The sequence below is a fragment of the Burkholderia sp. IO2 genome (assembly GCF_029522185.1).
Lineage (GTDB): Bacteria > Pseudomonadota > Gammaproteobacteria > Burkholderiales > Burkholderiaceae > Burkholderia > Burkholderia cenocepacia.
In genome coordinates this window covers 50,987-74,238 of record NZ_JAKWFH010000041.1, presented here as the reverse complement: position 1 = coordinate 74,238, position 23,252 = coordinate 50,987, and the positions used below count along the sequence as shown (strand labels likewise).

The window sequence follows — 23,252 nt, the reverse complement described above, 5'->3', positions numbered from 1 at the left end:
CGATCGGTGCGTCGGGCTGCCGGATCCTGGTGACGCTGCTGCACGAGATGGTCAAGCGCGACGCGAAGCGCGGGCTGGCGTCGCTGTGCATCGGCGGCGGGATGGGCGTCGCGCTCGCGGTCGAGCGTCCGTAACCGGCCGTTCGTCACCGGCGTACCGAATCCGTGCGCCGGCCGATTGCGGCTTCGGCCGGCGTCACGTGAAGTCAGAGGGGGCCTCAGGCAGCTCTCGAAACCAAAAAATGGAGTGAGATTTATGTCTCAGCGAATTGCGTACGTAACGGGCGGGATGGGCGGCATCGGCACCAGCATCTGCCAGCGTCTGTCGAAAGACGGCTTCAAGGTGGTCGCAGGTTGTGGCCCGAACTCGCCGCGCCGGGTGAAATGGCTCGAGGACCAGAAGGCGCTCGGGTACGACTTCATCGCGTCGGAAGGCAACGTCGGCGACTGGGACTCGACCAAGGAAGCGTTCGACAAGGTCAAGGCCGAAGTCGGCGAGATCGACGTGCTGGTCAACAACGCGGGCATCACGCGCGACGTCGTGTTCCGCAAGATGACGCATGAAGACTGGACCGCCGTGATCGACACCAACCTGACGAGCCTGTTCAACGTCACGAAGCAGGTGATCGACGGGATGGTCGAACGTGGCTGGGGCCGCATCATCAACATTTCGTCGGTGAACGGCCAGAAGGGGCAATTCGGCCAGACGAACTACTCGACCGCGAAGGCCGGCATTCACGGCTTCACGATGTCGCTCGCGCAGGAAGTCGCGACGAAGGGCGTGACGGTCAACACCGTGTCGCCGGGCTACATCGGCACCGACATGGTGAAGGCGATCCGCCCCGACGTGCTCGAGAAGATCGTTGCGACGATCCCGGTGCGGCGTCTCGGCGGCCCCGAGGAAATCGGCTCGATCGTCGCGTGGCTCGCGTCGAACGATTCCGGCTTCGCGACGGGCGCCGACTTCTCGCTGAACGGCGGCCTGCACATGGGCTGAGCGTCCTGGCTGCGCGGGCCGGGTGGCCGCGCAGCCGGGCGTTTTCCGAAGGCCCCCGCCTCCCGGATTCGGGCGGCGGGGATTCGTCACTTGCGCTACGCTGCACTCAAAGGCGTTACATGACTACTACAAAGAAGACGGCCGAACGGCTCATCAAGAAGTACCCGAACCGCCGGCTCTACGATACCGAGACAAGCACGTACATTACGCTGACCGACGTGAAGCAGCTCGTGCTCGAGCAGGAGGATTTCAAGGTCGTCGATGCGAAATCCAACGAAGACCTGACGCGCAGCATTCTCCTGCAGATCATCCTCGAAGAGGAAAGCGGTGGCGTGCCGATGTTCTCGTCGTCGATGCTGTCGCAGATCATCCGTTTCTACGGTCATGCGATGCAGGGCATGATGGGCACGTACCTGGAAAAGAACATCCAGGCATTCATCGACATCCAGAACAAGCTCGCGGATCAATCGAAGAACCTCTACGAAGGTAACGCGATGAATCCGGAAGTCTGGTCGCAGTTCATGAACATGCAGGCGCCGATGATGCAAGGGATGATGACGAGCTACATCGAGCAGTCGAAGAACATGTTCGTGCAGATGCAGGAACAGATGCAGAACCAGGCGAAGTCGATGTTCAGCACGTTCCCGTTCAAGCAGCCGGGCGCATCGGAGCCCGAAAAGAAGTAACGGTTTCGCGGCAGGCCGGCCGCGGCGGCGCGAGCCGTCGGACGTCGGCGCCGCGAAGCAGGGCGGCCGCTCGCGGTCGTGCATTCGGGCACGACGATGCGCGGCTGCCGCCTGCGGAAAAAATCGCCGACGGTCGTCCAGGATCGTCGGCATCGAATGCCCGTGCTTCGTCTGCGCGGGCATCGCCGTTGTCCAGTCGATCGAGATCCAGTCCATACGAACGAAAGCCGGGACGCGCCGCGCCTGATGGTGTGGGCTCGTGCTCGCCTGTCGTACCATAAGCGGCGCTGCACGGCGAGGCGCGAAACGCGCGAGCGGTTCCCGCGCACGGCGAGCGGTACGATGCCGCGCCGATGCGGGGCGGGCGACACTCGCGCCGTTGTCCGCGAGGTCGGCGCTTCGTCCGATGACGAGCGACGGCGTGCCGCTCAATGGCTTTCTGCCCGGCGTCGCAGGCGTGTATGCGGTGGTTGCGCACCCCGGCGTGATTCTGACGCCGTGGCTCGGTCGCTTGGCGGCGAAGGCGACCATGGAAGCGTGATCCGGCCGGCGATCGAGCCGAGCGACGCCGCTCTGTCGATGTGGCGCAAGCAGCGGCAGGGTACGCGGATCGCCGCTATACTCGCCATCCTTGCATTCATGAAAGGATGCTTCGTATGCGCCCTCGCGTCAGTGTGTTTCTCGCGCTCAGTCTCGATGGATTCATCGCCGGCGACAATGGCGATCTGTCATGGCTGGAGCCGTTTTCATCGGATTCGCCGGATGACACCGGTTACACGGCGCTCATGAACGACATCGACGTGATCGTGATGGGGCGCAATACGTACGACACGGTGATCAACTTCGACCCGTGGCCGTATGCCGGCAAGCGGATGGTCGTCATGACGCGCCGCGAACTGGCGTCGCGCCACGGCGAAGAACCGTTCGACGGCACGCTTGCGGCGCTGCTCGAGCGGCTGGCGAAGCAAGGCCATCGTCACGTTTATCTGGACGGCGGCTTGACCGTGCGAGAAGGCCTCAAGGCCGGCGTCGTTGATCGCATCACGCTGAGCTGGGTGCCGATCGTGCTCGGCACGGGGATTCCGCTGTTCGGTGCTGACCTGCCGCAAACGGTGCTGCGGCTCGACGATACGAAGCAGTTGCCGAGCGGGCTGATGCAGGCCATGTATGTGCCCGTCACGCAGGATTGACGCGTATGGCGGTGACGCATGCAGCGCCGCGGCCGGCGTTGCATGCGCGTTGGCTTTGACTGGCGTGACGCGTTTCGTCGTGACTCAGTGCGCCGGGCCGAAATCCTGATCGTCGTCCGACGGCGGCAGGTCGAGCACGAGCTTGACGGCGCTGTAGTTGGCCTTCAGCGAGAACACGCGGCCGATCACCAGAAACGTCTGCCGGGAGTTTTCGAGTTCGACGAAGTCGCCCGGTTGCGGGACATGGGCGCCCTGATCGTAGGAAAAGCTGGTGCTGGTCTGTTCGCCGATGGCTTCTGCGGCGTGTTCGGTGAATTCGATCGTGAGGTGGGTAGTCATGCGAGCCCCGTTGGGTCGATTGAAGAGAGCGGATGCCGCGATTTTCGCATAGCGGCTTCGCGAGTCCATGCCGATTCTCGTGCGATGGGCTTGACCGACCGCGTGGCATGTCTTCCCAGACCGCCGGCCGCCGGCGACAGAGCGTTACTTCCCGATGCCACTCGCGTTTTTCCTGCATAAGCGCCGAGTCACCCATCCTTTTATTTGGGCCCAGTATTCCTTTCCCAGCAGCGCGACGGCGGCCACGAACACGATCTCGCCGATCACGACCAGCGCCGGGATCACGAACGCCTTGTTCGGGATGGACGTAAACGGAAGGATCGGCACCGCGATCCAGTACAACAGCACGACGCCCAGTAGGGCCAGGCCGGTTTTCTTTCTGATGTTCGATTTCGATTGGGGCATCGCATGTCCTTCTGACGGGGATCGAGCAGGGTTTGTTTGCGCGGGCGTTGCGCGACCGGAAGTCCCGCCGGGCGGTCATCTCGCTGCTGGCAGATGCTTCGGTTCGCTGCGCCAAAATTAATAAACGGAGTAGTTCGTCGCATTATGAGGCGCGATGCCGCGCGGCGTCAATCTCGATCGCCGGACGAGCGGAAACATGCGCGTCCGACGCACAGGAGTCGGGACGGGAGCGGCAAGCTTGGCCAGGAAGGCGGCGCGGCGGCATACCGTTGTCGCGGGCTGCCGGCGTACATCGGGTGTGGCTCGGTATGGACCGTTCTCGGGCGGCGCAATGAAAAACCGCACCTTGGCCCTGTTTTTTCTGCAGCGCAGCTTCGAAACCGCATGGCGATACCCGTTGCCGAGCAGAAGGCGCCCGCATGTGTCGATCGCACCGCCCGGCACCGCCGATGTGGCGCTTCAGCCAATCCGGCACGCGACGATCCTTCCCGGTCGCTCATTTTGCCTCGCCACCCCTAAATCCCTGTAAACTCACGCTTTTGCTGCCACGCCCCCACACTCCAGATGTCCCAATCCCCCAAAGTAGGGTTCGTATCCCTCGGCTGCCCGAAAGCGCTCGTCGATTCCGAACAAATCATCACGCAACTGCGCGCCGAGGGTTATGAAATCTCCGGCACCTACGACGGCGCCGACCTCGTCGTCGTGAACACCTGCGGCTTCATCGACGAAGCCGTGCAGGAAAGCCTCGACGCGATCGGCGAAGCGCTGACCGAGAACGGCAAGGTGATCGTCACCGGCTGCCTCGGCGCGAAGTCGAGCGCGAGCGGCTCGAACCTGATCGAGGAAGTCCACCCGAAGGTGCTCGCGGTCACCGGCCCGCACGCGGTGGGCGAAGTGATGCAGGCCGTGCATTCGCACCTGCCGAAGCCGCACGATCCGTTCGTCGACCTCGTCCCTGCGGCCGGCATCAAGCTCACGCCGCGTCACTACGCATACCTGAAGATCTCCGAAGGCTGCAATCACCGGTGCACGTTCTGCATCATCCCGTCGATGCGCGGCGACCTCGTGTCGCGCCCGGTCGCCGAAGTGATGCTGGAAGCCGAGAACCTGTTCAAGTCGGGCGTGAAGGAACTGCTCGTGATCTCGCAGGACACGAGCGCGTACGGCGTCGACGTGAAGTACCGCACGGGCTTCTGGAACGGCAAGCCGATCAAGACGCGCATGACCGACCTGGTCGCCGCGCTCGGCGAACTCGCGGCGCAGTACGGTGCGTGGGTGCGTCTGCACTACGTGTATCCGTATCCGAGCGTCGACGAAGTGATTCCGCTGATGGCGGAAGGTCCGTTCAAGGGCCACGTACTGCCGTATCTCGACGTGCCGTTCCAGCACGCGCACCCCGAAGTGCTGAAGCGCATGAAGCGTCCCGCGAACGCGGAGAAGGTGCTCGAGCGCGTGCAGAAATGGCGCGAGATCTGCCCGGACCTGACGATCCGCAGCACGTTCATCGCGGGTTTCCCCGGCGAGACGGAAGAGCAGTTCGAAACGCTGCTCGACTTCGTCCGCGAAGCGGAACTCGATCGCGTCGGCTGTTTCGCGTATTCGCCGGTCGAAGGCGCGACCGCGAACGACCTGGACGGCGCGCTGCCGGACGAGGTTCGCGAGGAACGCCGTGCACGCTTCATGGAAGTCGCCGAGGAAGTGTCGGCGAACCGCATGCAGCGCAAGGTCGGCAAGACGCTCAAGGTGCTGATCGACGAAGTCGGCGAGGAAGGCGGCATCGGCCGTACGGCAGCCGATGCGCCGGAGATCGACGGTGTCGTCTACGTCGAACCGGCGGCGAAGGCATCGAAGCGCTACAAGGTCGGCGATTTCGTGTCCGTGAAGATCACGGGCGCCGACGGCCACGATCTGTGGGGCGAGGTGTAAGCGATGGCCGCGGTATTTCCGGAGATCCTCGCGCTCGGCGAGGCGATGATCGAATTCAACCAGTCGCAGCCGGGACGCCCTGAATTCCTGCAGGGCTTCGGCGGCGACACGTCGAACTTTTGCATCGCGGCGGCGCGCCAGGGCGCATCGACGGGCTTCGTGTCGGCGATCGGCGACGATCCGTTCGGCCGCCTGCTCGCCGACATGTGGGCGTCGGAGCAGGTCGACACGACGTACGTGCGAATCGACCGCGCGGCGCCGACCGGCGTGTATTTCGTCACGCACGGCGCCGACGGCCATCAGTTCGACTATCTGCGCGCGGGGTCGGCTGCGAGCCGCTATGCGACAGGCGACTTGCCGCTCGACGCGCTGGCGGCCGCGAAGGCCGTGCACCTGTCGGGGATCAGTCTTGCGATCAGCACGGCCGCGTGCGATGCGGCGTTCGCGGCGATCGACCATGCGCGTCGCCACGGCGCGAAGGTCAGCTTCGACACGAACCTGCGCCTGAAGCTGTGGCCGCTGCCGCGCGCTCGCGCGGTGATGCGCGAGGCGCTGCGCCAGACCGACATCTGCCTGCCGAGCTGGGACGACGTCACGGCGCTCACGGGCGCGAACGATCGCGACGCGATCGTCGACGCGATGCTCGAACACGGGCCGCAGGTCGTCGCGCTGAAACTCGGCAAGGAAGGCGCGTATGTCGCGACGCCGAACGAGCGGCGCGTCGTGCCGGGCTTCGCGGTCGAGGCCGTCGACGCGACCGGTGCGGGCGACTGCTTCGGCGGCGCATTCGTCGCGCGGATCGTCGCGGGCGACGATCCGTTCGCGGCCGCGCGTTATGCGAACGCGGCGGCGGCGCTGTCGACGACCGGTTACGGCGCGGTCGCGCCGATTCCGCGTCGCGATGCGGTGGAACGCCTGATGCAGGGCTGACGCGACACGCGCAGGCCGGCGCATTCGCCGCGCAGGCTTGCGCGGTCACGCAGGAACCGGGTCTCGACCCGGTGCCGTCCGCGATGTCGGGCGAATCTGAAGCAAGGAGCAACACAACGTGGGTCGATATTCGGAATGGCAACGGGCGCTCGTCGCCGGCGCGCTGGTCGCAGGTATCGCGATGCCGGGGAGCGTCGCCGCGCAGGCAGTCGCGCCGGGCGTGCAGCAGGATGAACCGGCGCCGGCGCGGCCGCTGAAACCGAATCCCGAGTTCGCCCGCCTGCCGCGCTATGAAGGCACGCTCGGCGACCGGCCGATCGTCGTGCATCTCGGCCCGAAGACGGACGAGGAAGGCGTGCACGGCGAATATCAGTTCGCCGACACGGGCGAGGTCGTGCTGCTCGCGGGCGACCGCGACGGCGATACGCTGGAGATCGAGGAATCGAACGACGGCACCAACATCACCGGCGTGTGGATCGGCCGCTTCGACGCGACGGGCGACCTGAAGGCCGACCGGATGAACTCGGACGAATCGGACCCGCAGCCGGTCGTGCTGCGCCTGGCGCCGGGCAAGCGCGCGGCGCTGCAGGTGCGCGACGGTCGCGTGCACGAAATCGAGACGGTAGGCGGCGTCGTCAACCTGCGTACCGACGACTGAGCACGCGCTGGCTCGGTGTGCGCGGCGCGCATTGTACCGGGCCAAGCGCGCCGATTTTGGCTACTCTAACGACATATTCCGCAACCGAACGGCCTCGTGCCCGGCTCCCCGTCATGACTGCATCCACTCCCAAGCGCGCGCTGCAAACCCGCATCGTTCAACCCGACGACGTCATTCCGGAAGGCTTCCGTTCGTTCGTGCCGCCGGTTGCGCGCGCGTCGACGGTCGTGTTCCCCGATCTCGCGACGATGCGCGCGCTGGTCTGGCACAACGACAACCAGTGGCGCTACGGGCTGCACGCGACGCCGACGTCGCTCGCGCTCGCGCAGCGGCTCGCCGAGATCGAGGGCGGCACGCACGCGCTGCTGCAGCCATCGGGCCTCGCGGCGATCATGAACGTCTACTTCGGGATCGTGAAAGCGGGCGACGACGTGCTGATTCCGCATAACGTGTACGGCCCGAACGCCGATTTCGGCAACTGGCTCGCGAAGGACTTCGGCATCACCGCGCGCTTCTACGATCCGCTGATCGGCGCCGGCATTGCCGAGCTGATCCAGCCGAACACGCGGCTGATCTGGATCGAGGCGCCCGGCTCGGTGACGATGGAAGTGCCCGACGTGCAGGCGATCACGGCGGCCGCCCAGGCGCGCGGCATCGTCACCGCGATCGACAACACCTTTTCGGCGGGCCTCGCGTTCAAGCCGTTCGAGCACGGCGTGGACATTTCGGTGCAGGCGCTGACCAAGTACCAGTCGGGCGGCAGCGACGTGCTGATGGGGGCGACGATCACCGCGAACGCGGAGCTGCATGCGAAGCTGAAGCTCGCACGGATGCGCTGCGGGATCGGCGTGTCGGTCGACGATTGCTCGCTCGTGCTGCGCAGCCTGCCGAGCATGCAGGTGCGCTTCGACGCGCACAGCAAGAGCGCGCTCGCGCTCGCGCAATGGCTGAAGGCGCGGCCGGAGATTGCGACGGTGCTGCATCCGCAGATCGCCGACTGCCCGGGGCACGCGTCGTTCATGCGCGATTTCACGGGCGCGGGCGGGCTGTTCTCGGTGGTGTTCGACGAACGCTACAGCGCGGAGCAGGTCGACCGTTTCGTCGAGTCGCTCGAGCTGTTCGCGATCGGCTGGAGCTGGGGCGGCGCGTGCAGCCTCGCGATGCCTTACGACGTCGCGTCGATGCGTCCGGACTGGCCGCATCGCGGCACGCTGGTGCGTTTCTACGTCGGTCTGGAAGACGAAGGCGATCTGCGCGCGGACATCGAGCGTGCGATGCAGGCCGCACTGGGTTGATCGTAGGGCGGCCACGTCCGGCACAAAAACGAAACGCCGGCGCGATGCTCTGTCGCGCCGGCGTTTTTCATTGACGGTGCCGCGAAATCAGAACAGTCGCAGCAGCCCGTCGAGGCCGACATGGTCGAACGCGACCGTCGCTGCATCGCGCACGACGGGCTTCGCGTGGAACGCGACCGACAGCCCGGCTTCGGCCATCATCTTCAGGTCGTTCGAGCCGTCGCCCATCGCGATCGCGCGGTGCGGTTCGAGGCCGAGCGACGCGCACGTCTCGCGCAGCAGGCGGGCTTTCACGTCGGCGTTGACGATCTCGCCGAGCACCTTGCCGGTGAGCTTGCCGTCGACGATCTCGAGCGTGTTCGCATGTGCGTAGTCGAGACCGAGGCGGGCCTTCAGCCGCTCGGTGAAGAACGTGAAGCCGCCCGACACGAGCAGCGTCTTCATGCCGGCGGCCTTCACGCCGGCCAGCATCGTCTCGGCGCCCGGTGACAGTTGCAGCCGTTCTTCGTACACGCGCTCGAGCGCGTGCGCGTCGAGCCCGGCCAGCAGCGCGACGCGGCGCGTGAGGCTTTCGTTGAAGTCGCGGATCTCGCCGCGCATCGACGCTTCGGTGATCTCCGCGACCTGCGTTTTCAGCCCGCAGAAATCGGCGATTTCGTCGATGCATTCGATCGTGATCAGCGTCGAATCCATGTCCATCACGGCGAGCCCGAAATCGCCGAGCGTGCGGCCGGCCTCGACGAAGCCGAAGTCGAGCGCATGCGTGCCGCAGTACGCGTCGATGTCGAGGCGCTGCGCCGGGCTCGCGTTTTCGATGCGCAGCGCGTGATCGTCGGTCTGCACGATGCGGGTGCCGCGCGACAGCGCGAGCAGCGGTTTGTGATGGGCGTCCGACAGCGGCGCAAGACTCTGGATGACGAGATTGTGGGTCATGACGAGTGGTTGGGAGACGAATGAATGACGTGCGCGGCCCACGGGCGGCCGCCTGCGAGCGCGGGCCCGGTGCGGCGGCGGGCCATTGCGTCGCGAACGCGCCATTGTAGCCGGTTGGCCGCGCATGGCGGCCGGGGCCGGCACGAAACCGTGCGCGGCAGCGGGGTCACCCGTTCGCGCGATCCCAGTACGGCGGATCGCCGAAATGCTCGGCCAGGAACGCGATGAACGCGAGCGTTTTCAGCGGCACGTGCGCGCGGCTCGGATAGACGGCCCAGATCGCGACGTCTTCCGCGAACGGATAGTCGTCGAGCACGCTGACGAGCGCGCCGCTCGCGAGCAGCGGGCCGACGTCCCAGGTCGACTTGATCGCGATCCCGAAGCCGTCGACGAGCGCTTCACGGATCGCCTCGCCGTTGCTCGCCACCAGCCGGCCGCCGACCCGCACCGTGAGCGGCCCCTGCGGCGTCGCGAACGACCAGTCGCGCTGGTCGCCGAGGATCACGCACTCGTGCTGCGTCAGGTCGGCCGGATGGCGCGGCGTGCCGCGTTCGGCGAGATAGGCGGGCGAGCAGCACAGCACGCGGCGGTTCGTGGCGAGCTTGCGCGCGACGAGCGTCGAATCCTTCAGCGCGCCGAGGCGGATCGCGACGTCGTAGCCGTCGTCGACCAGGTCGACGATCTCGTCGGACAGCCGCAGATCGAGCGACACGGACGGGTAGCGGCGCAGGAACGCCGGAATCACCGGCGCGACGTGCTGGCGGCCGAACGACGACGACATCGACACCTTCAAGCGCCCGTACGGCTCGCTGCGGCCGCGGCCCACCGACGCGCGTGCGGCGTCGGCGGCCGCCAGCAGCGCGTCGGCGCGCGCCATGAAGACTTCGCCGTCCTGCGTGAGGCTGATGCGGCGCGTGGTGCGGTGCAGCAGCCGGGCGCCGAGCTGGCGTTCGAGCTGCGCGATGCGTGCGCTGGCAACGGCGGCCGACACGCCGAATTCGCGCCCGGCCGCGCTGACGTTCGACAGCAGCGCCGCGCGGACGAACAGCGCAACGTCGAGCAGGTCGAGCGGCTTGTCGGGCGCTGGAATCGGATCGGACGTCATTATTCTGAAATTCCTGAAAATGTTTCAGGAAATATAGCGGTTTTCTCGAAGGATCGGGTTGCCTACGATGGCACGCATGGAGGTTGCGCCGCAGCCTGCCGGATTCCCTGAAAGGAGTATCGAGATGAAAGCCGTTGGACTCACCCGTTATCTGCCGATCGACGACCCGCAAGCGTTGCTCGACGTCGAACTGCCACAACCCGTGCCGGGCCCGCGCGATCTGCTCGTGAAGGTCGAGGCGATTTCCGTGAACCCGGTCGACACCAAGGTGCGGGCGCCGAAGCCGCAGGTCGAGGAGACGCCGCGCGTGCTCGGCTGGGACGCGGCCGGCACGGTCGTCGCGGTCGGCGCCGACGTCACGCTGTTCCGGCCCGGCGACGAAGTGTTCTACGCGGGCAGCATCACGCGGCCCGGCGCGAACAGCGAATTCCACGCGGTCGACGAACGGATCGCCGCGCTGAAGCCGCGCACGCTCGATTTCGCGGCGGCGGCCGCGCTGCCGCTCACCGCGCTCACCGCGTGGGAAGCGCTGTTCGACCGGTTGCGCGTGTCGCCGCAGGGCGCGGACGCCGGCAAGTCGGTGCTGATCATCGGCGGCGCGGGCGGCGTGGGCTCGATCGCGATCCAGCTCGCGAAGACGCTCGGCAAGCTGCACGTGATCGCGACCGCGTCGCGGCCGGCGTCGGCCGACTGGGTGCGCTCGCTCGGTGCGGATGCGGTGGTCGACCATTTCGGCGACCTGCCGGCGCAGTTGCGCGAGGCCGGCCATCCGAGCGTCGACTACGTGCTGATCTTCAACGATACCGACCATCATTTCCCGGCCGCGGCGGAAGTCATTCGGCCGCAGGGCGGCATCTGCACGATCGTCGAGAACGGGAAGCCCGTGCCGGTCGAATTGCTGAAGGCGAAGAGCGCCGCGTTTCACTGGGAATTCATGTTCACGCGGGCGATGTTCGAGACGCCGGACATGATCGAGCAGCACCGGATCCTCGGCGAAGTCGCGCGGCTCGTCGATGGCGGCACGCTGCGTACGACGCTCGGCGAACAGCTCGGCACGATCAATGCCGAGAACGTGCGGCGCGCGCACCGGATGCTCGAGGCCGGACGCGCGATCGGCAAGCTCGTGCTGAGCGGCTTCTGAGCGGCAGCGCGCGTAAGGTTGCGGCGCCGCGAACGCAAGCGGGGTAACACCCGATGCGTTTGCGGCGCATTGCAACGCGCTTGGCGGTAGACTGGCAACGCATCATGCATCGAAAACCGCGCGGCACGCGCGTGCCGCCGCATTACAAGGAGGTCAGCATGAGCCAACGCAGCTTGTCAGTCGCCGCATCGTGGTCGGTCGTGTTCGCGGCGGCGTGCGTCAGCGCGAGCGTATTCGCGGCGCCGCCGGTCAAGGGCAGCCTGAAGGGCGGCGGTACGGGACAGCTCGAATACACCGTCAAGGTCGACTCGAAGACCTTCGGCAATACGCAGGAGACCCGCAAGATCCGTTCGGGCGAGACGGACGACTTCAACTGGAAGTCGGTGCCGCCGAGCGGCGCGGTCGCGATGCCGGACGGCTGCCCGAACGCCGACAACCTGCCGCGCGACGCGAACGGCGCGATGGTGCGGCAGACCCAGGTGCGGCTCGCGCCGTCGGTCGATGCGAAGGGCGTCGCCAACGTGCAGTTGAGCTTCCAGGCGGCCGCGCCGAAGGGCACGCGCAGCGTGACGGCCGGCGGCAAGTCGCTGCAGTGCCCCGACGTCGTGTCGGTGAGCCAGGTGAAGTGGGTGTCGATCTCGACCAACGGCGGGTCGAAGTCCGTGACGATGAGCGACGGTACCAAGGTGACGGTGTCGATCAAGCATTGAGCGGGCACGCGCGGGCCGGCATTTCTGTCGGTGCGCGCGCAACCGGTTCGATGGCGGAGCGAGCAGGGCCGCACGCGAGCGGGTCGTGCCGTCGTCGCCATGCGTTTGGCCGCCTGCTTCGCGGAACGGTGCCGCGATCGTGCAATGGCGAGGCGTGACGTCATGTGGATGTCACGTTATGCTCGCCCGCATCCTCTCCTTCCGGTCACTATTTCCCGATGAAACTTCGAATGCACGCGCTGCTGTCTGCCATTGCGTTCGTTGTCGCGCACGCTCACGCGGCCGACGAATGCGGTTTCGTGAAGAAGGTCGAGCTGCCGTCGCGGCAGCAGGTGGCGGTGATATCGAGCGGCGCACTCGAACCGTGCTCGACCGGCAGCTACGCGGTGCGCGTGTATTCGACCGCGCATGCCGCCCCGGGCTTCGATACCGACGATTACGTGACGGGCACGCTGCATGCGCGCGACGGCACGATCGTCGATGCGTACACGGCCGACCTCGGCGCCCGCGCGCCGCAGGCGCTCGTCGTGACCACGCGCTCGGCCGGCAGCGGCGGCTATGTCGGCGCGCAGGCGTATGTGACGACGTCGCGCGCGGTGCGACTGATCGCTTCGGTCGACGGGCTCGCGCCCGATGCGGATATCTCGGCCGCACTCCGGCAGGCGATCGGCAAGCGACGCAGCGCGCATTGACCGCGCTGGCCGCGCCTCGCGCGCTGCAGCGACGCGTCAATGCGTGCGCTCTTCGAGTCGCGATGCGAGAAAGCGGTGATCGGCCGAGAACAGCCGGCGATAGGTCATCAGCACCGCGCCGACCGTGCCGAGCGCGGACGCCGCGGCGATCAGGAACATGATCACGATCTGGTAGCGCACGGCCTGCAGCGGCGACTGGCCGGCCAGCACCTGGCCGGTCATCATCCCCGGCAGGCTCACGACGCCGACCACCGCCATCTGGTTCAGCGTCGGCAGCATGCCCGCGCGCACGGCCTGGCGCGCGGCGTCCTGCGCGGCTTCCCAGCGCGTCGCACCGAGCGCGAGCGCGGTTTCGACGCGATCGCGGCGCGCGGTGAGCTCTTCCATCATTCGCTCGACGCCGAGCGATACGCCCGTCAGCGTATTGCCGAGGATCATCCCGAGGATCGGGATCGCGTATTGCGGCGCGAACCACGGATGGATGCGGATCACGACGAACAGCCCGACCGCCGCGACGAACCAGCTGCTGAACCAGATCGATGCGATGCTGTCGAGGCGCTGGCCGCGGTACGTGCGCTTGCCGCGCCCCGCACCGGCGAAACCGGCGATCAGCGTCATCAGCGCGGTGAGCGGCAGCACGACGTACCAGTGCGGATGGCCGAACACCCAGCCGAGCACGTAGCCGATCGCGAGCAACTGCACGACGGTGCGCACGGCCGCGAGCGCGAGCTTGCGGCCGAGGCCGAGCGACAGCGCCGCCGAGATCGCGCCGTTGACCGCGACGAGCGCGGCCGCGATGCCGACGTCGACGAGGCTCAGGTCCTGCAGTGCCGGGCTCATTGCGCAGCCTCCGTCGGGTTGGCCGCGTGCAGCACGCCGGCCTGCATCACGAGCTGCATCGTGCCGATCCGCGCGGCCTGCGCGGGATCGTGCGAGATCCACATGTAGGCCCGTGCATCGGGCGCCGCGTCGAACCACGCGCCGACGAGCGCTTCGATCGCGCGTGCCGACTCGGGGTCGAGCGCGGAGGTCGGCTCGTCGAGCAGCAGCACGTCGGGATCGAGCTGCAGCACGCGCAGCAGCGCGGTAATCTGCGCTTCGCCGCCGGACAGGTCGCTCGCGCGTTTGTCGAGAAAGTCGGCGCCGCGACCGGCCTGCGCGGCGAGCGCTTCGGCGCGCGCGCGATCGAACGCGATGTCGCGATAGATCGCGAGCGAATACGGATAGCGCAATTGCGACTCGACGGTGCCGTCCATCTGCGCGGGGCGCTGGCGGACATAGGCGACGCTGCGCCGGTAGCGCGGAATCGCACCGCGCCGGATCCGGCGGCCACGCCACAGGAGCTGGCCGCCATCGAGCGGATCGAGCAGCGCGAGCGCGCGCAGCAGCACGCTCTTGCCCGACCCGGACGGTCCCGTGATAGCAATTCGCGATCCCGCGGCGAGACTGAAATCGGTCGGGGCCAGCAAGGTCTTGCCGCTGCTGGCGTCGCGCCGCGTGATGTGCCGCGCATCGATGAGGCCGGTGGGGAAGGTCATGTCACAAATGAAAAAAAGCGTTAATGGCGCCGAAAGGCCGCCACGTCGTGCGTCATAATACCGATTGAAAAGCCGCAGTTGTCGTGCGCCGTTCGTCCACGCAAGCGGCCCGGCATCGTGCGGCAACGCTTCAGAACAACAACGGAACCGCCATGACGCTAACCCGAGCCATCGGCAAATCGGCTGCATGGATCGTCGGTATCGTCGCGGTGCTCATCGCGGCGGCCGGCGTCTTTCTCTTCACGTTCGACTGGAACCGGGCGAAACCGTGGGTCAACGAACAGGTGAGTGCCGCACTCGGCCGCCCGTTCGCGATCAACGGCGACCTCAAGGTCGGCTGGCGTCGCCCCGATGGCGAGACCGGCTGGCGCGCATGGGTGCCCTGGCCGAGCTTTTCGGCCACCCAGCTCGAGATCGGCAATCCCGACTGGGCGAAGGCACCCAAGTTCGTCACGCTCGATGCCGCGCACTTCGATCTCGCGATCCTGCCGCTGCTGGCACATGAAATCGTCATCCCGTCGATCGACGTCGTGAATCCTGCCGTCGATCTCGAGCGGCGCGCGGACGGCACCAATACGTGGACCTTCCAGTTCAAGCAATCGTCGCAGCCTTCGCGGTGGAAGGTGCGGCTCGACAGCTTCGGGTTCGCGAAGGGCACCGTCACGTATCGCGACGCGATCACGAAGGCCGACCTGACCGTCGCGATCGATACGCTCGGCCAGCCGATCCCGCTCGGCGACGTGCTGAAGGAGCAGGAGCAGACGTCGCGTGCGGCGTCGGCGCAGCGCGTCGGCAAGCACGGCGCCGCGCAACTGGGTGCGAAGGCCGATGCGCAGGCCGCGTCGAGCGCGTCGGCTCCGAGCGCGGCTGCGTCGTCGGGGGCGTCGGCTGCTTCGGCTGCTGCCGGTTCGGCGGGTTCATCGGCTGCGTCGGGTGCGTCGGGTGCGTCCGCCGCGTCCGTGCGTTCCGCATCGACGGCGACTGCCGCGTCCGGCGCGAGCGGGGCCGCGGCGCCCGCGAAACCGTCCGGTCCGACCTATGCATTCGGGCTGAAGGTCGACGGCCGCTACAAGAACGTGCCGATCAACGGTACCGGCAAGGTCGGCGGCGTGCTCGCGATCCAGGATACGTCGCGGCCGTTCCCGCTGCAGGCCGACGTGAAGGCCGGCGATACGCGGCTCGCGATCGTCGGCACGCTGACCGACCCGATGCATCTCGCCGCGCTCGACTTGCGGCTGTGGCTGCAGGGCACGTCGATGTCGCACCTTTACCAGTTCACCGGCATCACGCTGCCCGATACGCCGCCGTACGCGACCGAAGGGCGCTTGATCGGCAACTTCAAGCCGCATGCGAGCACCTTCCGCTACGAGAACTTCAACGGTCGCGTCGGCGGCAGCGATCTCGGCGGCACGCTCACCTGGGCGCAGCGCGAACCGCGTCCGAAGCTGTCGGGCGAACTCGTGTCGAACCTGCTGCAGTTCTCCGATCTCGCACCGGTGATCGGCGCCGATACGGCCGCGAGCAAGGCCAAGCGCGGCGACACGACGCGTCAGCCGCCCGACCGCGTGCTGCCGGTGGCGACGTTCCGTACCGAACGCTGGAGCGCGATCGACGCGGACGTGAAGTTCACCGGCCGCAAGCTGATCAAGAGCCCGCAGTTGCCGATCACCAACCTGTACACGCACATCCTGCTGCAGGACGGCGTGCTGTCGCTCGAGCCGCTGCAGTTCGGCGTCGCGGGCGGCACGCTCGCGACCAACGCGCATCTCGACGGCAGCCGCACGCCGCTCAAGGGCCGCTTCACGCTGGCCGCGCGGCATCTGAAGCTCAAGCAGCTGTTCCCGACGCAGAAGGTGATGCAGACGGCGCTCGGCGAAATCAACGGCGACGCGTCGCTGTCGGCAACGGGCAATTCGCCGGCCGCGCTCGCGGCGACGTCGACCGGCGAAGTGAAGGCGCTCATCACCAACGGCCGCATCAGCCGCTTGCTGATGGAGGCCGCGGGGTTGAACGTTGCGAACGTGGTCTACGAGAAGCTGTTCGGCAACCGCGACGTCAACATCAACTGCGCGGCGATCGATTTCGCGGCGACCGACGGCATGCTCGACCCGAAGGTGTTCGCGCTCGATACCGACGATGCGCTCATCAACGTCGACGGCCCGATCAACCTGCGCGACGAATCGCTCGACCTGAAGATCCATCCGCACACGAAGGGCTTCCGGATCTTCTCGCTGCGCTCGCCGTTGTATGCGAAGGGCACGTTCAAGAACCCGAAGGTCGGCGTCGATGCGGGCGCGCTTGCCCTGCGCGCCGGCGCGATGGTCGGCCTCGGGCTGATCAACCCGTTCGCGGCGCTGATCCCGCTGATCGCGCCGAGCAACAACCGCGACGTGCCGTGCTCCGAACTGTTCGGGCAGATGAAGGCGAAGGCGGCGCAGCAAGCGGCCAAGAAGGCCGGCAAGTGACGCGCAGCCGCGGGAGCGGCATGCGCGATGGTGCGGCATCGGTATCATGGCCGCGGCCGGCCGCGGCCGGCCGCGCGACGGCCGTGCTGCGCCCCAGGCACGCTCAGCGGCCGGCGCGTGCCCAGACGATCACCGGCTCGACCTCCCGGCCGTCGATCCGAACCGGTCCGGCCGTGCTGAGCTGCAGCCGGTTGCCGTCCAGGCTGACGACACGCTGCTGGACGTTACCGATCCAGTTCGGATACAGGCTGACGTCCATTTCATGGGTCAACATGCCGTCGTCGTCGACATTAAAGGGGCCTGAATACGCGATGTAGCCGCGCGCCGCGGCCGCGCGCTCCTCGACGCTGCCGCCCTGCAGGTCGCCGTCCGCGTAGGGCGGGCGGCCGGCCGCCATCAGCTGCGCGGACATGTAGCCGTCGGGCGTGTACAGGATCCAGCCGCGCGCGTCGCGGCCGAGCGGATAGGTGACGGTGCTGCCGTCGCGTGGGCGGATTTCGTAGGACACGAGGCGCCATGCGCCGACGAGTTGTTCGCGAAGCTGGCTGGCGAGCATGCGGGATTCCGGTGAGACGGCGGTGCAGCGCGTGCCGTCGTATTGACGGGCCGCCGGCGCCGGGCCTGAGGCCGGGAATACGCCGCCGGGGCGGTGCGGTCGGCAGTTTCTCCGACACCTGCTAAAATACACGGTTTTCCGTCGATTTCTCTCTTAACGGGACCTGCCGTGCTTTCTACTGCCAACATCACGATGCAATTCGGGCCGAAGCCCTTGTTCGAGAATATCTCGGTCAAATTCGGCGAGGGCAACCGCTACGGTCTGATCGGCGCGAACGGCTGTGGCAAGTCGACCTTCATGAAGATCCTCGGCGGCGACCTCGAGCCGAGCGCCGGCAACGTCGCGCTGGAGCCGAACGTCCGCCTGGGCAAGCTGCGCCAGGACCAGTTTGCGTACGAAGACGTGCGCGTGCTCGACGTCGTGATGATGGGCCACACCGAGATGTGGGCCGCGATGACCGAGCGTGACGCGATCTACGCGAACCCGGAAGCCACCGACGACGACTACATGCACGCGGCCGAGCTCGAGGGCAAGTTCGCCGAATACGGCGGCTACGACGCCGAAGCGCGCGCGGGCGCGCTGCTGCTCGGCATCGGCATCGAGGAGAAGTTCCACAACGGCACGATGGCCGACGTCGCGCCGGGCTGGAAGCTGCGCGTGCTGCTCGCGCAGGCGCTGTTCTCGAAGCCGGACGTGCTGCTGCTCGACGAACCGACCAACAACCTCGACATCAACTCGATCCGTTGGCTCGAGCACACGCTCAACGAGTACAACTCGACGATGATCATCATCTCGCACGATCGTCACTTCCTGAACTCGGTGTGCACGCACATGGCCGACATGGATTTCGGCACGCTGAAGGTCTGGCCGGGCAACTACGACGACTACATGCTCGCGTCGGCCCAGGCGCGCGAGCGCCAGGCTGCGGCGAACGCGCGTGCGAAGGAGCGCGTGGCCGAACTGCAGGACTTCGTGCGCCGCTTCTCGGCGAACAAGTCGAAGGCGCGCCAGGCCACCAGCCGCGCGAAGCAGATCGACAAGATCAAGATCGAGGAATTCAAGCCGTCGTCGCGCCAGAACCCGTTCATCCGCTTCGAGTTCGAGAAGAAGCTGCACAATGTCGCGGTGGTCGCCGAAGAGATCACGAAGAAGTACGAGCGCACGATCTTCCAGAACTTCAACCTGTCGGTGCAGCCGGGCGAGCGCATCGCGATCATCGGCGAGAACGGCGCGGGCAAGACGACGCTGCTGCGCTCGCTGCTCGGCGCGCTGCCGCTCGATCACGGCACGGTGAAGTGGTCGGAGAACGCGAACGTCGGCTACATGCCGCAGGACACGTACGAGGAGTTCCCGAACGACATCACGCTGATGGACTGGATCGACCAGTACCGCAAGGACGGCGACGACGAAACGATGGTGCGCGGCACGCTGGGCCGCCTGCTGTTCTCGTCGGACGACATCAAGAAGTCGGTGAAGGTGCTGTCGGGCGGCGAGAAGGGCCGCATGATCTGGGGCAAGCTGATGCTCGGCCGCCACAACGTGCTGCTGATGGACGAGCCGACCAACCACATGGACATGGAATCGATCGAGTCGCTGCAGATCGCGCTCGAGCAGTTCGAAGGCACGCTGATTTTCGTGTCGCACGACCGTGAGTTCGTAAGCGGGCTGGCGAACCGGATCATCGAAGTGAAGACGGATGGCACGCTGTTCGACTTCGGCGGGAATTACGAGGAGTTCCTGACGAGTCAGGGGCAGGAGTAAGTGTCCTGAGGTTTTCTCCGGTCGTGGGTGCACGGTAGGCATACCGGACGGAGCGAATCGCCGGAACCGCCACAAGCCCGCATCGACAGTAATGTCGATGCGGGCTTTTTCATATCCACTGCGGTAAAACGCGACCGCATCGCGCATCCGAGTTTCCTCCGCGTAATCGACTTCAGGTAAATTACCCACCCAACGCCCCATCATTCCCCATTTCACCCCGGAGCCGCCCTCGATGCAGGACCATCCTCGCCCGCTCGACCTGTCCGGCCTTGCGCCCAGCCTGTACGCGCAGGGCACCGAGGAGGGCATCCTGGCGCGCCTGATGGAGCGGATCGCGCCGACCAACCGCTTCTGCGTCGATATCGGCGCGAGCGACGGCCTGCGCAACAGCAACACGGCGCGGTTGCTGCGTGAACACGATTGGGCCGGCGTACTCGTGGAAGGCAGCGCATACCGGTTCGGCAAGCTTGCCGCGCACTACGCGGGCGTGGAACGCGTCCGCCTGCACCATGATCGCGTGCAGCCCGACACGGTCGACCGACTGCTCACCGACGCGAACGTACCGGCCGACTTCGACCTGCTGTCGATCGACATCGACGGCAACGATTACTGGGTGTGGCGCGGGCTGCAAGCGTTTGAGCCGCGCATCGTCGTGATCGAATACAACCCGTACTACACGCCGCCGGAGCGGTGGGTCATGTGCTTCAATCCGGACCACGAATGGGACGGCTCGACCTATTACGGCGCGAGCCTCGAATCGCTCGTGCATCTCGGCCGCGATAAAGGCTATGAACTCGTCTGCTGCGACGACATGGGCAATAACGCGTTTTTCGTGCGACACGACCTGTACCCGCTGCTCGGCATCGCGAACAACGATCCGTCGGTGTTGTTCCGGCCGGCGATGTACAAGCTGCGCTACGTCGGACACAACACGTTTCTGACGGGCCATCCGTATCGGCACGGGCCGGCCGAGCACATCTGAATGGATTCGCTCGCCGTCACCTTCGACGAGATTCGCGGCGCGTACGACCTCGGTCGCGGCGGGCCGCCGACGCAAGTGAGCGAACGGGTGTGGCATCTGCCGACCAGCGGCGGCGCGGGCGTGGCAGTGAAACTCTATGCGCTCGAACACCATGCGCGCGCAGTCAAGGAAACCGCCGTGCTCGCGCATCTGGAAACGCATGACGACCTCCGTTTTCATGTGCAGACGCTCGAGCGCACGACGTCCGGCGCATCGCTGTGGTCAGGGCAACATGCGCACGCGATGCTGACGCGCTGGGAAGCCGGGCAATTCAAGACCTACGATACGTTCTCGCCAGCCGAATGGGATGCGCTCGGCGCGAGTCTGGCCGCGTTGCACGTGAGCCTCGAACGACTGCATCTGCCGTCGCTCGATACGATCCGTGCGCGACTGACGTCGATCGACGCGGATGCGGTACGCCGGAACCTGCTGGATGCACTCGATCGAGCCGATGCGAACGCCGCCGACGCGACGAACCTGCGCCGCTACGTCGATCTCGCGCTGCGCATGCTCGACCGCTACTATCCGGGCAGCATCGAAGCGTTTCCGGCCGACGATCCGCAGCACCCGATCCACAACGATTACAACCAGTTCAACTATCTGTTCATGGGCACGCTGCCGCCGCTGATCGTCGACTGGGAAGCGTCGATCGGCGCGCCTCGAGAATACGAGCTGGTGCGCTGCCTGAATCATTTGCCGCTGGAAGCGCCGCACCTCGCGCAAGCATTCGTGCGTGCTTACCAGCGGGTGCGGCCGGTGAACCCCGCGCACATCGCGTGGGCGGTCGATGCCGCGTGCGTGCAGCACGCGCTCAAGCTGTGGATCGTGCAAGGCTGGCTTCACGATCCGTCGTGCTTCGCGTCGCACCTGAACGGCGCGGTGACGATGGCGTCCGCGATGGTGGACGCGCGTGGCCATCTGATCGATTTCTTTTCCCGTTGCGTGGAAGCAGGAAGCTGATGTGAGTGCGAATCCGAACCAGATCCCGAATCCGCCGCGCTCCGGCGAGCGGCAACACGTGTTTCCGCCGCCGCTGGATCGCGATTACCGCGTCGAGGACGGGCGCGTGCAGACGCGCTCGCTGGAAGCGCATATCGTCGATCACTGCAACCTGACCTGCGCGGAATGCTGCTCGCTGTCGCCGCTGTTGCCCGAGTGGTACGCGAGCCCCGCATCGATCGAAGCCGATCTGCGCAAGGCCGCGAAGGTGTTGCGCCCGCGCATGTTCAAGCTGGTCGGCGGCGAGCCGTTGCTGCATCCGGCGCTCGTCGAAATGATCGAGCGCGTACGCGCGACCGGCATCGCGCCCGTGATCTCGGTCACGACCAACGGCCTGAAACTCGGCGAGATGCCCGACGCGTTCTGGCAAGCGGTGGATGCGCTGACGATCTCGCGCTATCCGAAGCCCGCGCTTTCCGCCGAACTGATCGCGCATGTCGAGCGCCAGGCCGCGCGCTTCGACGTGCGCCTGAACTGGAAGGTGCAGGACGTGTTCACGACGATGAACCGCGCCCAGGCGGGCACGGATCGCGACGAAGCCCGACGCCTTTACCACGATTGCTGGATTCGCGAGCGCTGCCATATGATTCGCGACGGCATGTTCTACACGTGCACGCGCCCCGCGCATTTCCATACGCTGTACCAGGGCGAGAAGGATTTTCAGGCCGATGGCCTGCCGCTGCGCGACGATGCGGGCATGCTCGACGCGATGCTCGCCTATCTGCAACGCGAGACGCCGCTCGAAGCGTGCCTGCATTGTCAGGGCGGCAGCGCGCCGGTGGCGCCGCATCGCATCCTCAAACGCATTGAAGTGGACACCTTGAAGGCTCGTTATCCATGATCGTCGGCACGCGCGACCCGTTCGGTTTCGATCGTCTGCACTACCATCCGCGCAGCGGCGTGTCGGCGTCGGGTATCCGCGCCGTATTGCGGGCGTCGGGGCAACCGGCCGGCGCCCCGGACGCGGCCGCCATCGCGGGCTACCTGAGCGGCGAGCGCCTCGTCGGCCGCACCGTGCTGCGCGACGTGCTCGCGGTGCCGCCCGGCCATGCACTGATCCGGTCGCCGCAGGGGCTGACGGTGCAGCCGGCGCCCGGGCGGCCGCAGCCCGCCGATCTGGGCACCGCGCTGCGCGCGGCGCTGCAGCGCGCGCTCGACAGCGGCAAGCGGGTCGCGCTGGCGCTGAGCGGCGGGCTCGATTCGGCGCTGCTGCTCGCGTTGCTGCGCGAGCTCGGCGCATTGCGGCACGTGACGGCCTACATCCTCGTGACCGACATGCCCGATTACTGCGAACGCGACGCGGCGCTCGAATTCGCCACGCAGATGCAGGCGAACGTGAAGATCGTGCGCGCGACCGAGGCCGATTTCATCGCGGCGCTGCCGAGAACGACCCATGCGGTCGAGGAGCCGATGTTCAACCTGCATCCGGTCGCGAAGCTGCTGCTGGCCGAGGCGATGGCAGCGGACGGCGTCGAGGCCGCGATAACCGGCGACGGTGCGGATCAGGTATTGCGCCGCGACCGGTCGGCCAACTATCTGCCGCTGTGTCACGCATTGTTCGACGCCGCGTCGGTGGATCTGCATCCGCCGTTCGTCGATGCCGCCGTCGTCGCGCATCTGACGAGCATCGCGCCCGATCCGAACAAGCAGTGCCTGCGCGATCTCGGGGCGCGCCTGAACCTGCCGGACCGTCTCGTGCACGGTCCCAAGCGCGGGCGGCTCGCGCCGGCGATGGATCTCGCGACGCTGCTCGATCGCGACCGCACGCATGCGCTGGCCGACACGCTCGGCGTGGCCGCGCCCGCTTTGCAGACGGATACCGAACGCGTGCTGTGGACGACGCTGACCCTGATCCTCGATCATCTCGATCGCCTTCATCCCGATGCCGTGCATCGCCCCACCTGAG

General features: G+C 66.7%; 24 protein-coding genes and 1 pseudogene. 18 read left to right on the top strand and 7 right to left on the bottom strand.

Annotated features, from left to right (window positions below; genetic code table 11):
- From MMB92_RS24440 to MMB92_RS24420, 5 genes and pseudogenes are all read left to right on the top strand, one after another.
- Positions 1-134 (top strand): annotated as a pseudogene (locus MMB92_RS24440) (acetyl-CoA C-acetyltransferase); the annotation flags it as partial.
- 121 nt (positions 135-255) lie between these two features.
- Positions 256-996 (top strand): 3-ketoacyl-ACP reductase, encoded by a 741-nt coding sequence (locus MMB92_RS24435; protein ID WP_006491801.1) that lies wholly within the window; start codon positions 256-258, stop codon positions 994-996.
- Positions 997-1,115: 119 nt separating this feature from the next.
- A complete protein-coding gene (gene phaR / locus MMB92_RS24430; protein ID WP_006485265.1) occupies positions 1,116-1,682 on the top strand; it encodes a polyhydroxyalkanoate synthesis repressor PhaR in 567 nt (188 codons plus the stop codon).
- 406 nt (positions 1,683-2,088) lie between these two features.
- A complete protein-coding gene (locus MMB92_RS24425; RefSeq protein ID WP_034201652.1) occupies positions 2,089-2,223 on the top strand; it encodes a hypothetical protein in 135 nt (44 codons plus the stop codon).
- Positions 2,224-2,263: 40 nt separating this feature from the next.
- The gene (locus MMB92_RS24420; protein ID WP_277563000.1) at positions 2,264-2,872 is read left to right on the top strand and encodes a dihydrofolate reductase family protein; all 609 of its coding nucleotides are present in this window, start codon (positions 2,264-2,266) and stop codon (positions 2,870-2,872) included.
- A gap of 84 nt (positions 2,873-2,956) precedes the next feature.
- Here the strand turns inward: MMB92_RS24420 and MMB92_RS24415 are convergent, their stop codons facing one another.
- A complete protein-coding gene (locus MMB92_RS24415) occupies positions 2,957-3,211 on the bottom strand; it encodes a hypothetical protein (protein ID WP_012328614.1) in 255 nt (84 codons plus the stop codon).
- A gap of 144 nt (positions 3,212-3,355) precedes the next feature.
- Entirely contained in the window at positions 3,356-3,616 is a 261-nt protein-coding gene (locus MMB92_RS24410) for a transporter suffix domain-containing protein (protein WP_048986472.1), read from the bottom strand.
- 564 nt (positions 3,617-4,180) lie between these two features.
- Here MMB92_RS24410 and rimO point away from each other — a divergent pair.
- The 4 genes from rimO (at position 4,181) to MMB92_RS24390 (ending at position 8,425) form a co-directional block, all read left to right on the top strand.
- Entirely contained in the window at positions 4,181-5,542 is a 1,362-nt protein-coding gene (gene rimO, locus MMB92_RS24405; RefSeq protein WP_006497181.1) for a 30S ribosomal protein S12 methylthiotransferase RimO, read from the top strand.
- A gap of 3 nt (positions 5,543-5,545) precedes the next feature.
- A complete protein-coding gene (locus tag MMB92_RS24400; RefSeq protein ID WP_006485268.1) occupies positions 5,546-6,472 on the top strand; it encodes a sugar kinase in 927 nt (308 codons plus the stop codon).
- Between the two features lie 118 nt (positions 6,473-6,590).
- A complete protein-coding gene (locus MMB92_RS24395) occupies positions 6,591-7,130 on the top strand; it encodes a hypothetical protein (protein WP_006485258.1) in 540 nt (179 codons plus the stop codon).
- Between the two features lie 113 nt (positions 7,131-7,243).
- Entirely contained in the window at positions 7,244-8,425 is a 1,182-nt protein-coding gene (locus tag MMB92_RS24390; RefSeq protein WP_006497182.1) for a cystathionine beta-lyase, read from the top strand.
- A gap of 87 nt (positions 8,426-8,512) precedes the next feature.
- On the opposite strand, the gene serB is transcribed toward MMB92_RS24390, so the two are convergent.
- The gene (gene serB / locus MMB92_RS24385) at positions 8,513-9,358 is read right to left on the bottom strand and encodes a phosphoserine phosphatase SerB (protein WP_012492650.1); all 846 of its coding nucleotides are present in this window, start codon (positions 9,356-9,358) and stop codon (positions 8,513-8,515) included.
- Positions 9,359-9,524: 166 nt separating this feature from the next.
- Positions 9,525-10,463: a LysR family transcriptional regulator gene (locus MMB92_RS24380; RefSeq protein WP_006485262.1), complete on the bottom strand. Its 939-nt coding sequence runs from the start codon at positions 10,461-10,463 to the stop codon at positions 9,525-9,527.
- Between the two features lie 124 nt (positions 10,464-10,587).
- On the opposite strand from MMB92_RS24380, the gene MMB92_RS24375 reads away from it, so the two are divergent.
- The 3 genes from MMB92_RS24375 (at position 10,588) to MMB92_RS24365 (ending at position 13,006) form a co-directional block, all read left to right on the top strand.
- Positions 10,588-11,604, top strand: a complete 1,017-nt coding sequence (locus MMB92_RS24375; protein WP_034201719.1) for a zinc-binding alcohol dehydrogenase family protein — start codon at positions 10,588-10,590, stop codon at positions 11,602-11,604.
- Positions 11,605-11,762: 158 nt separating this feature from the next.
- Positions 11,763-12,314, top strand: a complete 552-nt coding sequence (locus MMB92_RS24370) for a DUF6013 family protein (RefSeq protein ID WP_034178470.1) — start codon at positions 11,763-11,765, stop codon at positions 12,312-12,314.
- A 218-nt stretch (positions 12,315-12,532) separates the two neighbouring features.
- On the top strand, positions 12,533-13,006 hold the full coding sequence (locus tag MMB92_RS24365) for a PliI family lysozyme inhibitor of I-type lysozyme (protein WP_034201720.1): 474 nt from the start codon (positions 12,533-12,535) through the stop codon (positions 13,004-13,006).
- 36 nt (positions 13,007-13,042) lie between these two features.
- Here MMB92_RS24365 and fetB read toward each other — a convergent pair whose 3' ends face one another.
- Complete coding sequence (gene fetB, locus MMB92_RS24360; protein ID WP_006485250.1) at positions 13,043-13,846, bottom strand: iron export ABC transporter permease subunit FetB; 804 nt, start codon at positions 13,844-13,846, stop codon at positions 13,043-13,045.
- A complete protein-coding gene (locus MMB92_RS24355) occupies positions 13,843-14,544 on the bottom strand; it encodes an ATP-binding cassette domain-containing protein (RefSeq protein WP_275523733.1) in 702 nt (233 codons plus the stop codon). The genes fetB and MMB92_RS24355 overlap by 4 nt, the downstream gene beginning before the upstream one ends.
- Before the next feature lie 152 nt (positions 14,545-14,696).
- Here MMB92_RS24355 and MMB92_RS24350 point away from each other — a divergent pair, with 152 nt between their 5' ends.
- Positions 14,697-17,009, top strand: a complete 2,313-nt coding sequence (locus MMB92_RS24350; protein ID WP_275523734.1) for an AsmA family protein — start codon at positions 14,697-14,699, stop codon at positions 17,007-17,009.
- Between the two features lie 103 nt (positions 17,010-17,112).
- Here the strand turns inward: MMB92_RS24350 and MMB92_RS24345 are convergent, their stop codons facing one another.
- Positions 17,113-17,565 carry a lipocalin-like domain-containing protein gene (locus MMB92_RS24345; RefSeq protein ID WP_034201722.1) on the bottom strand — a complete coding sequence of 151 codons (453 nt, stop codon included), beginning with the start codon at positions 17,563-17,565 and terminating at the stop codon, positions 17,113-17,115.
- A gap of 168 nt (positions 17,566-17,733) precedes the next feature.
- Between MMB92_RS24345 and MMB92_RS24340 the strand changes: the two genes are divergently transcribed.
- From MMB92_RS24340 to MMB92_RS24320, 5 genes are all read left to right on the top strand, one after another.
- Positions 17,734-19,326, top strand: a complete 1,593-nt coding sequence (locus MMB92_RS24340; RefSeq protein ID WP_006485248.1) for an ABC-F family ATPase — start codon at positions 17,734-17,736, stop codon at positions 19,324-19,326.
- 232 nt (positions 19,327-19,558) lie between these two features.
- A complete protein-coding gene (locus MMB92_RS24335) occupies positions 19,559-20,308 on the top strand; it encodes an FkbM family methyltransferase (protein WP_058901506.1) in 750 nt (249 codons plus the stop codon).
- Positions 20,309-21,307, top strand: coding sequence for a hypothetical protein (locus tag MMB92_RS24330; protein ID WP_058901505.1), 999 nt, complete (start codon positions 20,309-20,311; stop codon positions 21,305-21,307).
- 1 nt (position 21,308) lies between these two features.
- A complete protein-coding gene (locus tag MMB92_RS24325; RefSeq protein WP_077020197.1) occupies positions 21,309-22,187 on the top strand; it encodes a 4Fe-4S cluster-binding domain-containing protein in 879 nt (292 codons plus the stop codon).
- Positions 22,184-23,251 (top strand): asparagine synthase-related protein, encoded by a 1,068-nt coding sequence (locus tag MMB92_RS24320; protein ID WP_277562999.1) that lies wholly within the window; start codon positions 22,184-22,186, stop codon positions 23,249-23,251. Before MMB92_RS24325 ends, MMB92_RS24320 begins: the two co-directional genes overlap by 4 nt.
- Position 23,252: the final 1 nt, after the last annotated feature.

Coding starts and splice junctions, on each gene's coding strand:
- MMB92_RS24415 (WP_012328614.1), bottom strand. CDS start 3,211: ATGACTACCCACCTCACGATCGAATTCACCGAACACGCCGCAGAAGCC.
- MMB92_RS24390 (WP_006497182.1), top strand. CDS start 7,244: ATGACTGCATCCACTCCCAAGCGCGCGCTGCAAACCCGCATCGTTCAA.
- MMB92_RS24375 (WP_034201719.1), top strand. CDS start 10,588: ATGAAAGCCGTTGGACTCACCCGTTATCTGCCGATCGACGACCCGCAA.
- rimO (WP_006497181.1), top strand. CDS start 4,181: ATGTCCCAATCCCCCAAAGTAGGGTTCGTATCCCTCGGCTGCCCGAAA.
- fetB (WP_006485250.1), bottom strand. CDS start 13,846: ATGAGCCCGGCACTGCAGGACCTGAGCCTCGTCGACGTCGGCATCGCG.
- MMB92_RS24345 (WP_034201722.1), bottom strand. CDS start 17,565: ATGCTCGCCAGCCAGCTTCGCGAACAACTCGTCGGCGCATGGCGCCTC.
- MMB92_RS24320 (WP_277562999.1), top strand. CDS start 22,184: ATGATCGTCGGCACGCGCGACCCGTTCGGTTTCGATCGTCTGCACTAC.
- phaR (WP_006485265.1), top strand. CDS start 1,116: ATGACTACTACAAAGAAGACGGCCGAACGGCTCATCAAGAAGTACCCG.
- MMB92_RS24350 (WP_275523734.1), top strand. CDS start 14,697: ATGACGCTAACCCGAGCCATCGGCAAATCGGCTGCATGGATCGTCGGT.
- MMB92_RS24355 (WP_275523733.1), bottom strand. CDS start 14,544: ATGACCTTCCCCACCGGCCTCATCGATGCGCGGCACATCACGCGGCGC.
- MMB92_RS24335 (WP_058901506.1), top strand. CDS start 19,559: ATGCAGGACCATCCTCGCCCGCTCGACCTGTCCGGCCTTGCGCCCAGC.
- MMB92_RS24365 (WP_034201720.1), top strand. CDS start 12,533: ATGAAACTTCGAATGCACGCGCTGCTGTCTGCCATTGCGTTCGTTGTC.
- MMB92_RS24410 (WP_048986472.1), bottom strand. CDS start 3,616: ATGCCCCAATCGAAATCGAACATCAGAAAGAAAACCGGCCTGGCCCTA.
- MMB92_RS24330 (WP_058901505.1), top strand. CDS start 20,309: ATGGATTCGCTCGCCGTCACCTTCGACGAGATTCGCGGCGCGTACGAC.
- MMB92_RS24435 (WP_006491801.1), top strand. CDS start 256: ATGTCTCAGCGAATTGCGTACGTAACGGGCGGGATGGGCGGCATCGGC.
- MMB92_RS24425 (WP_034201652.1), top strand. CDS start 2,089: ATGACGAGCGACGGCGTGCCGCTCAATGGCTTTCTGCCCGGCGTCGCA.
- MMB92_RS24370 (WP_034178470.1), top strand. CDS start 11,763: ATGAGCCAACGCAGCTTGTCAGTCGCCGCATCGTGGTCGGTCGTGTTC.
- serB (WP_012492650.1), bottom strand. CDS start 9,358: ATGACCCACAATCTCGTCATCCAGAGTCTTGCGCCGCTGTCGGACGCC.
- MMB92_RS24400 (WP_006485268.1), top strand. CDS start 5,546: ATGGCCGCGGTATTTCCGGAGATCCTCGCGCTCGGCGAGGCGATGATC.
- MMB92_RS24380 (WP_006485262.1), bottom strand. CDS start 10,463: ATGACGTCCGATCCGATTCCAGCGCCCGACAAGCCGCTCGACCTGCTC.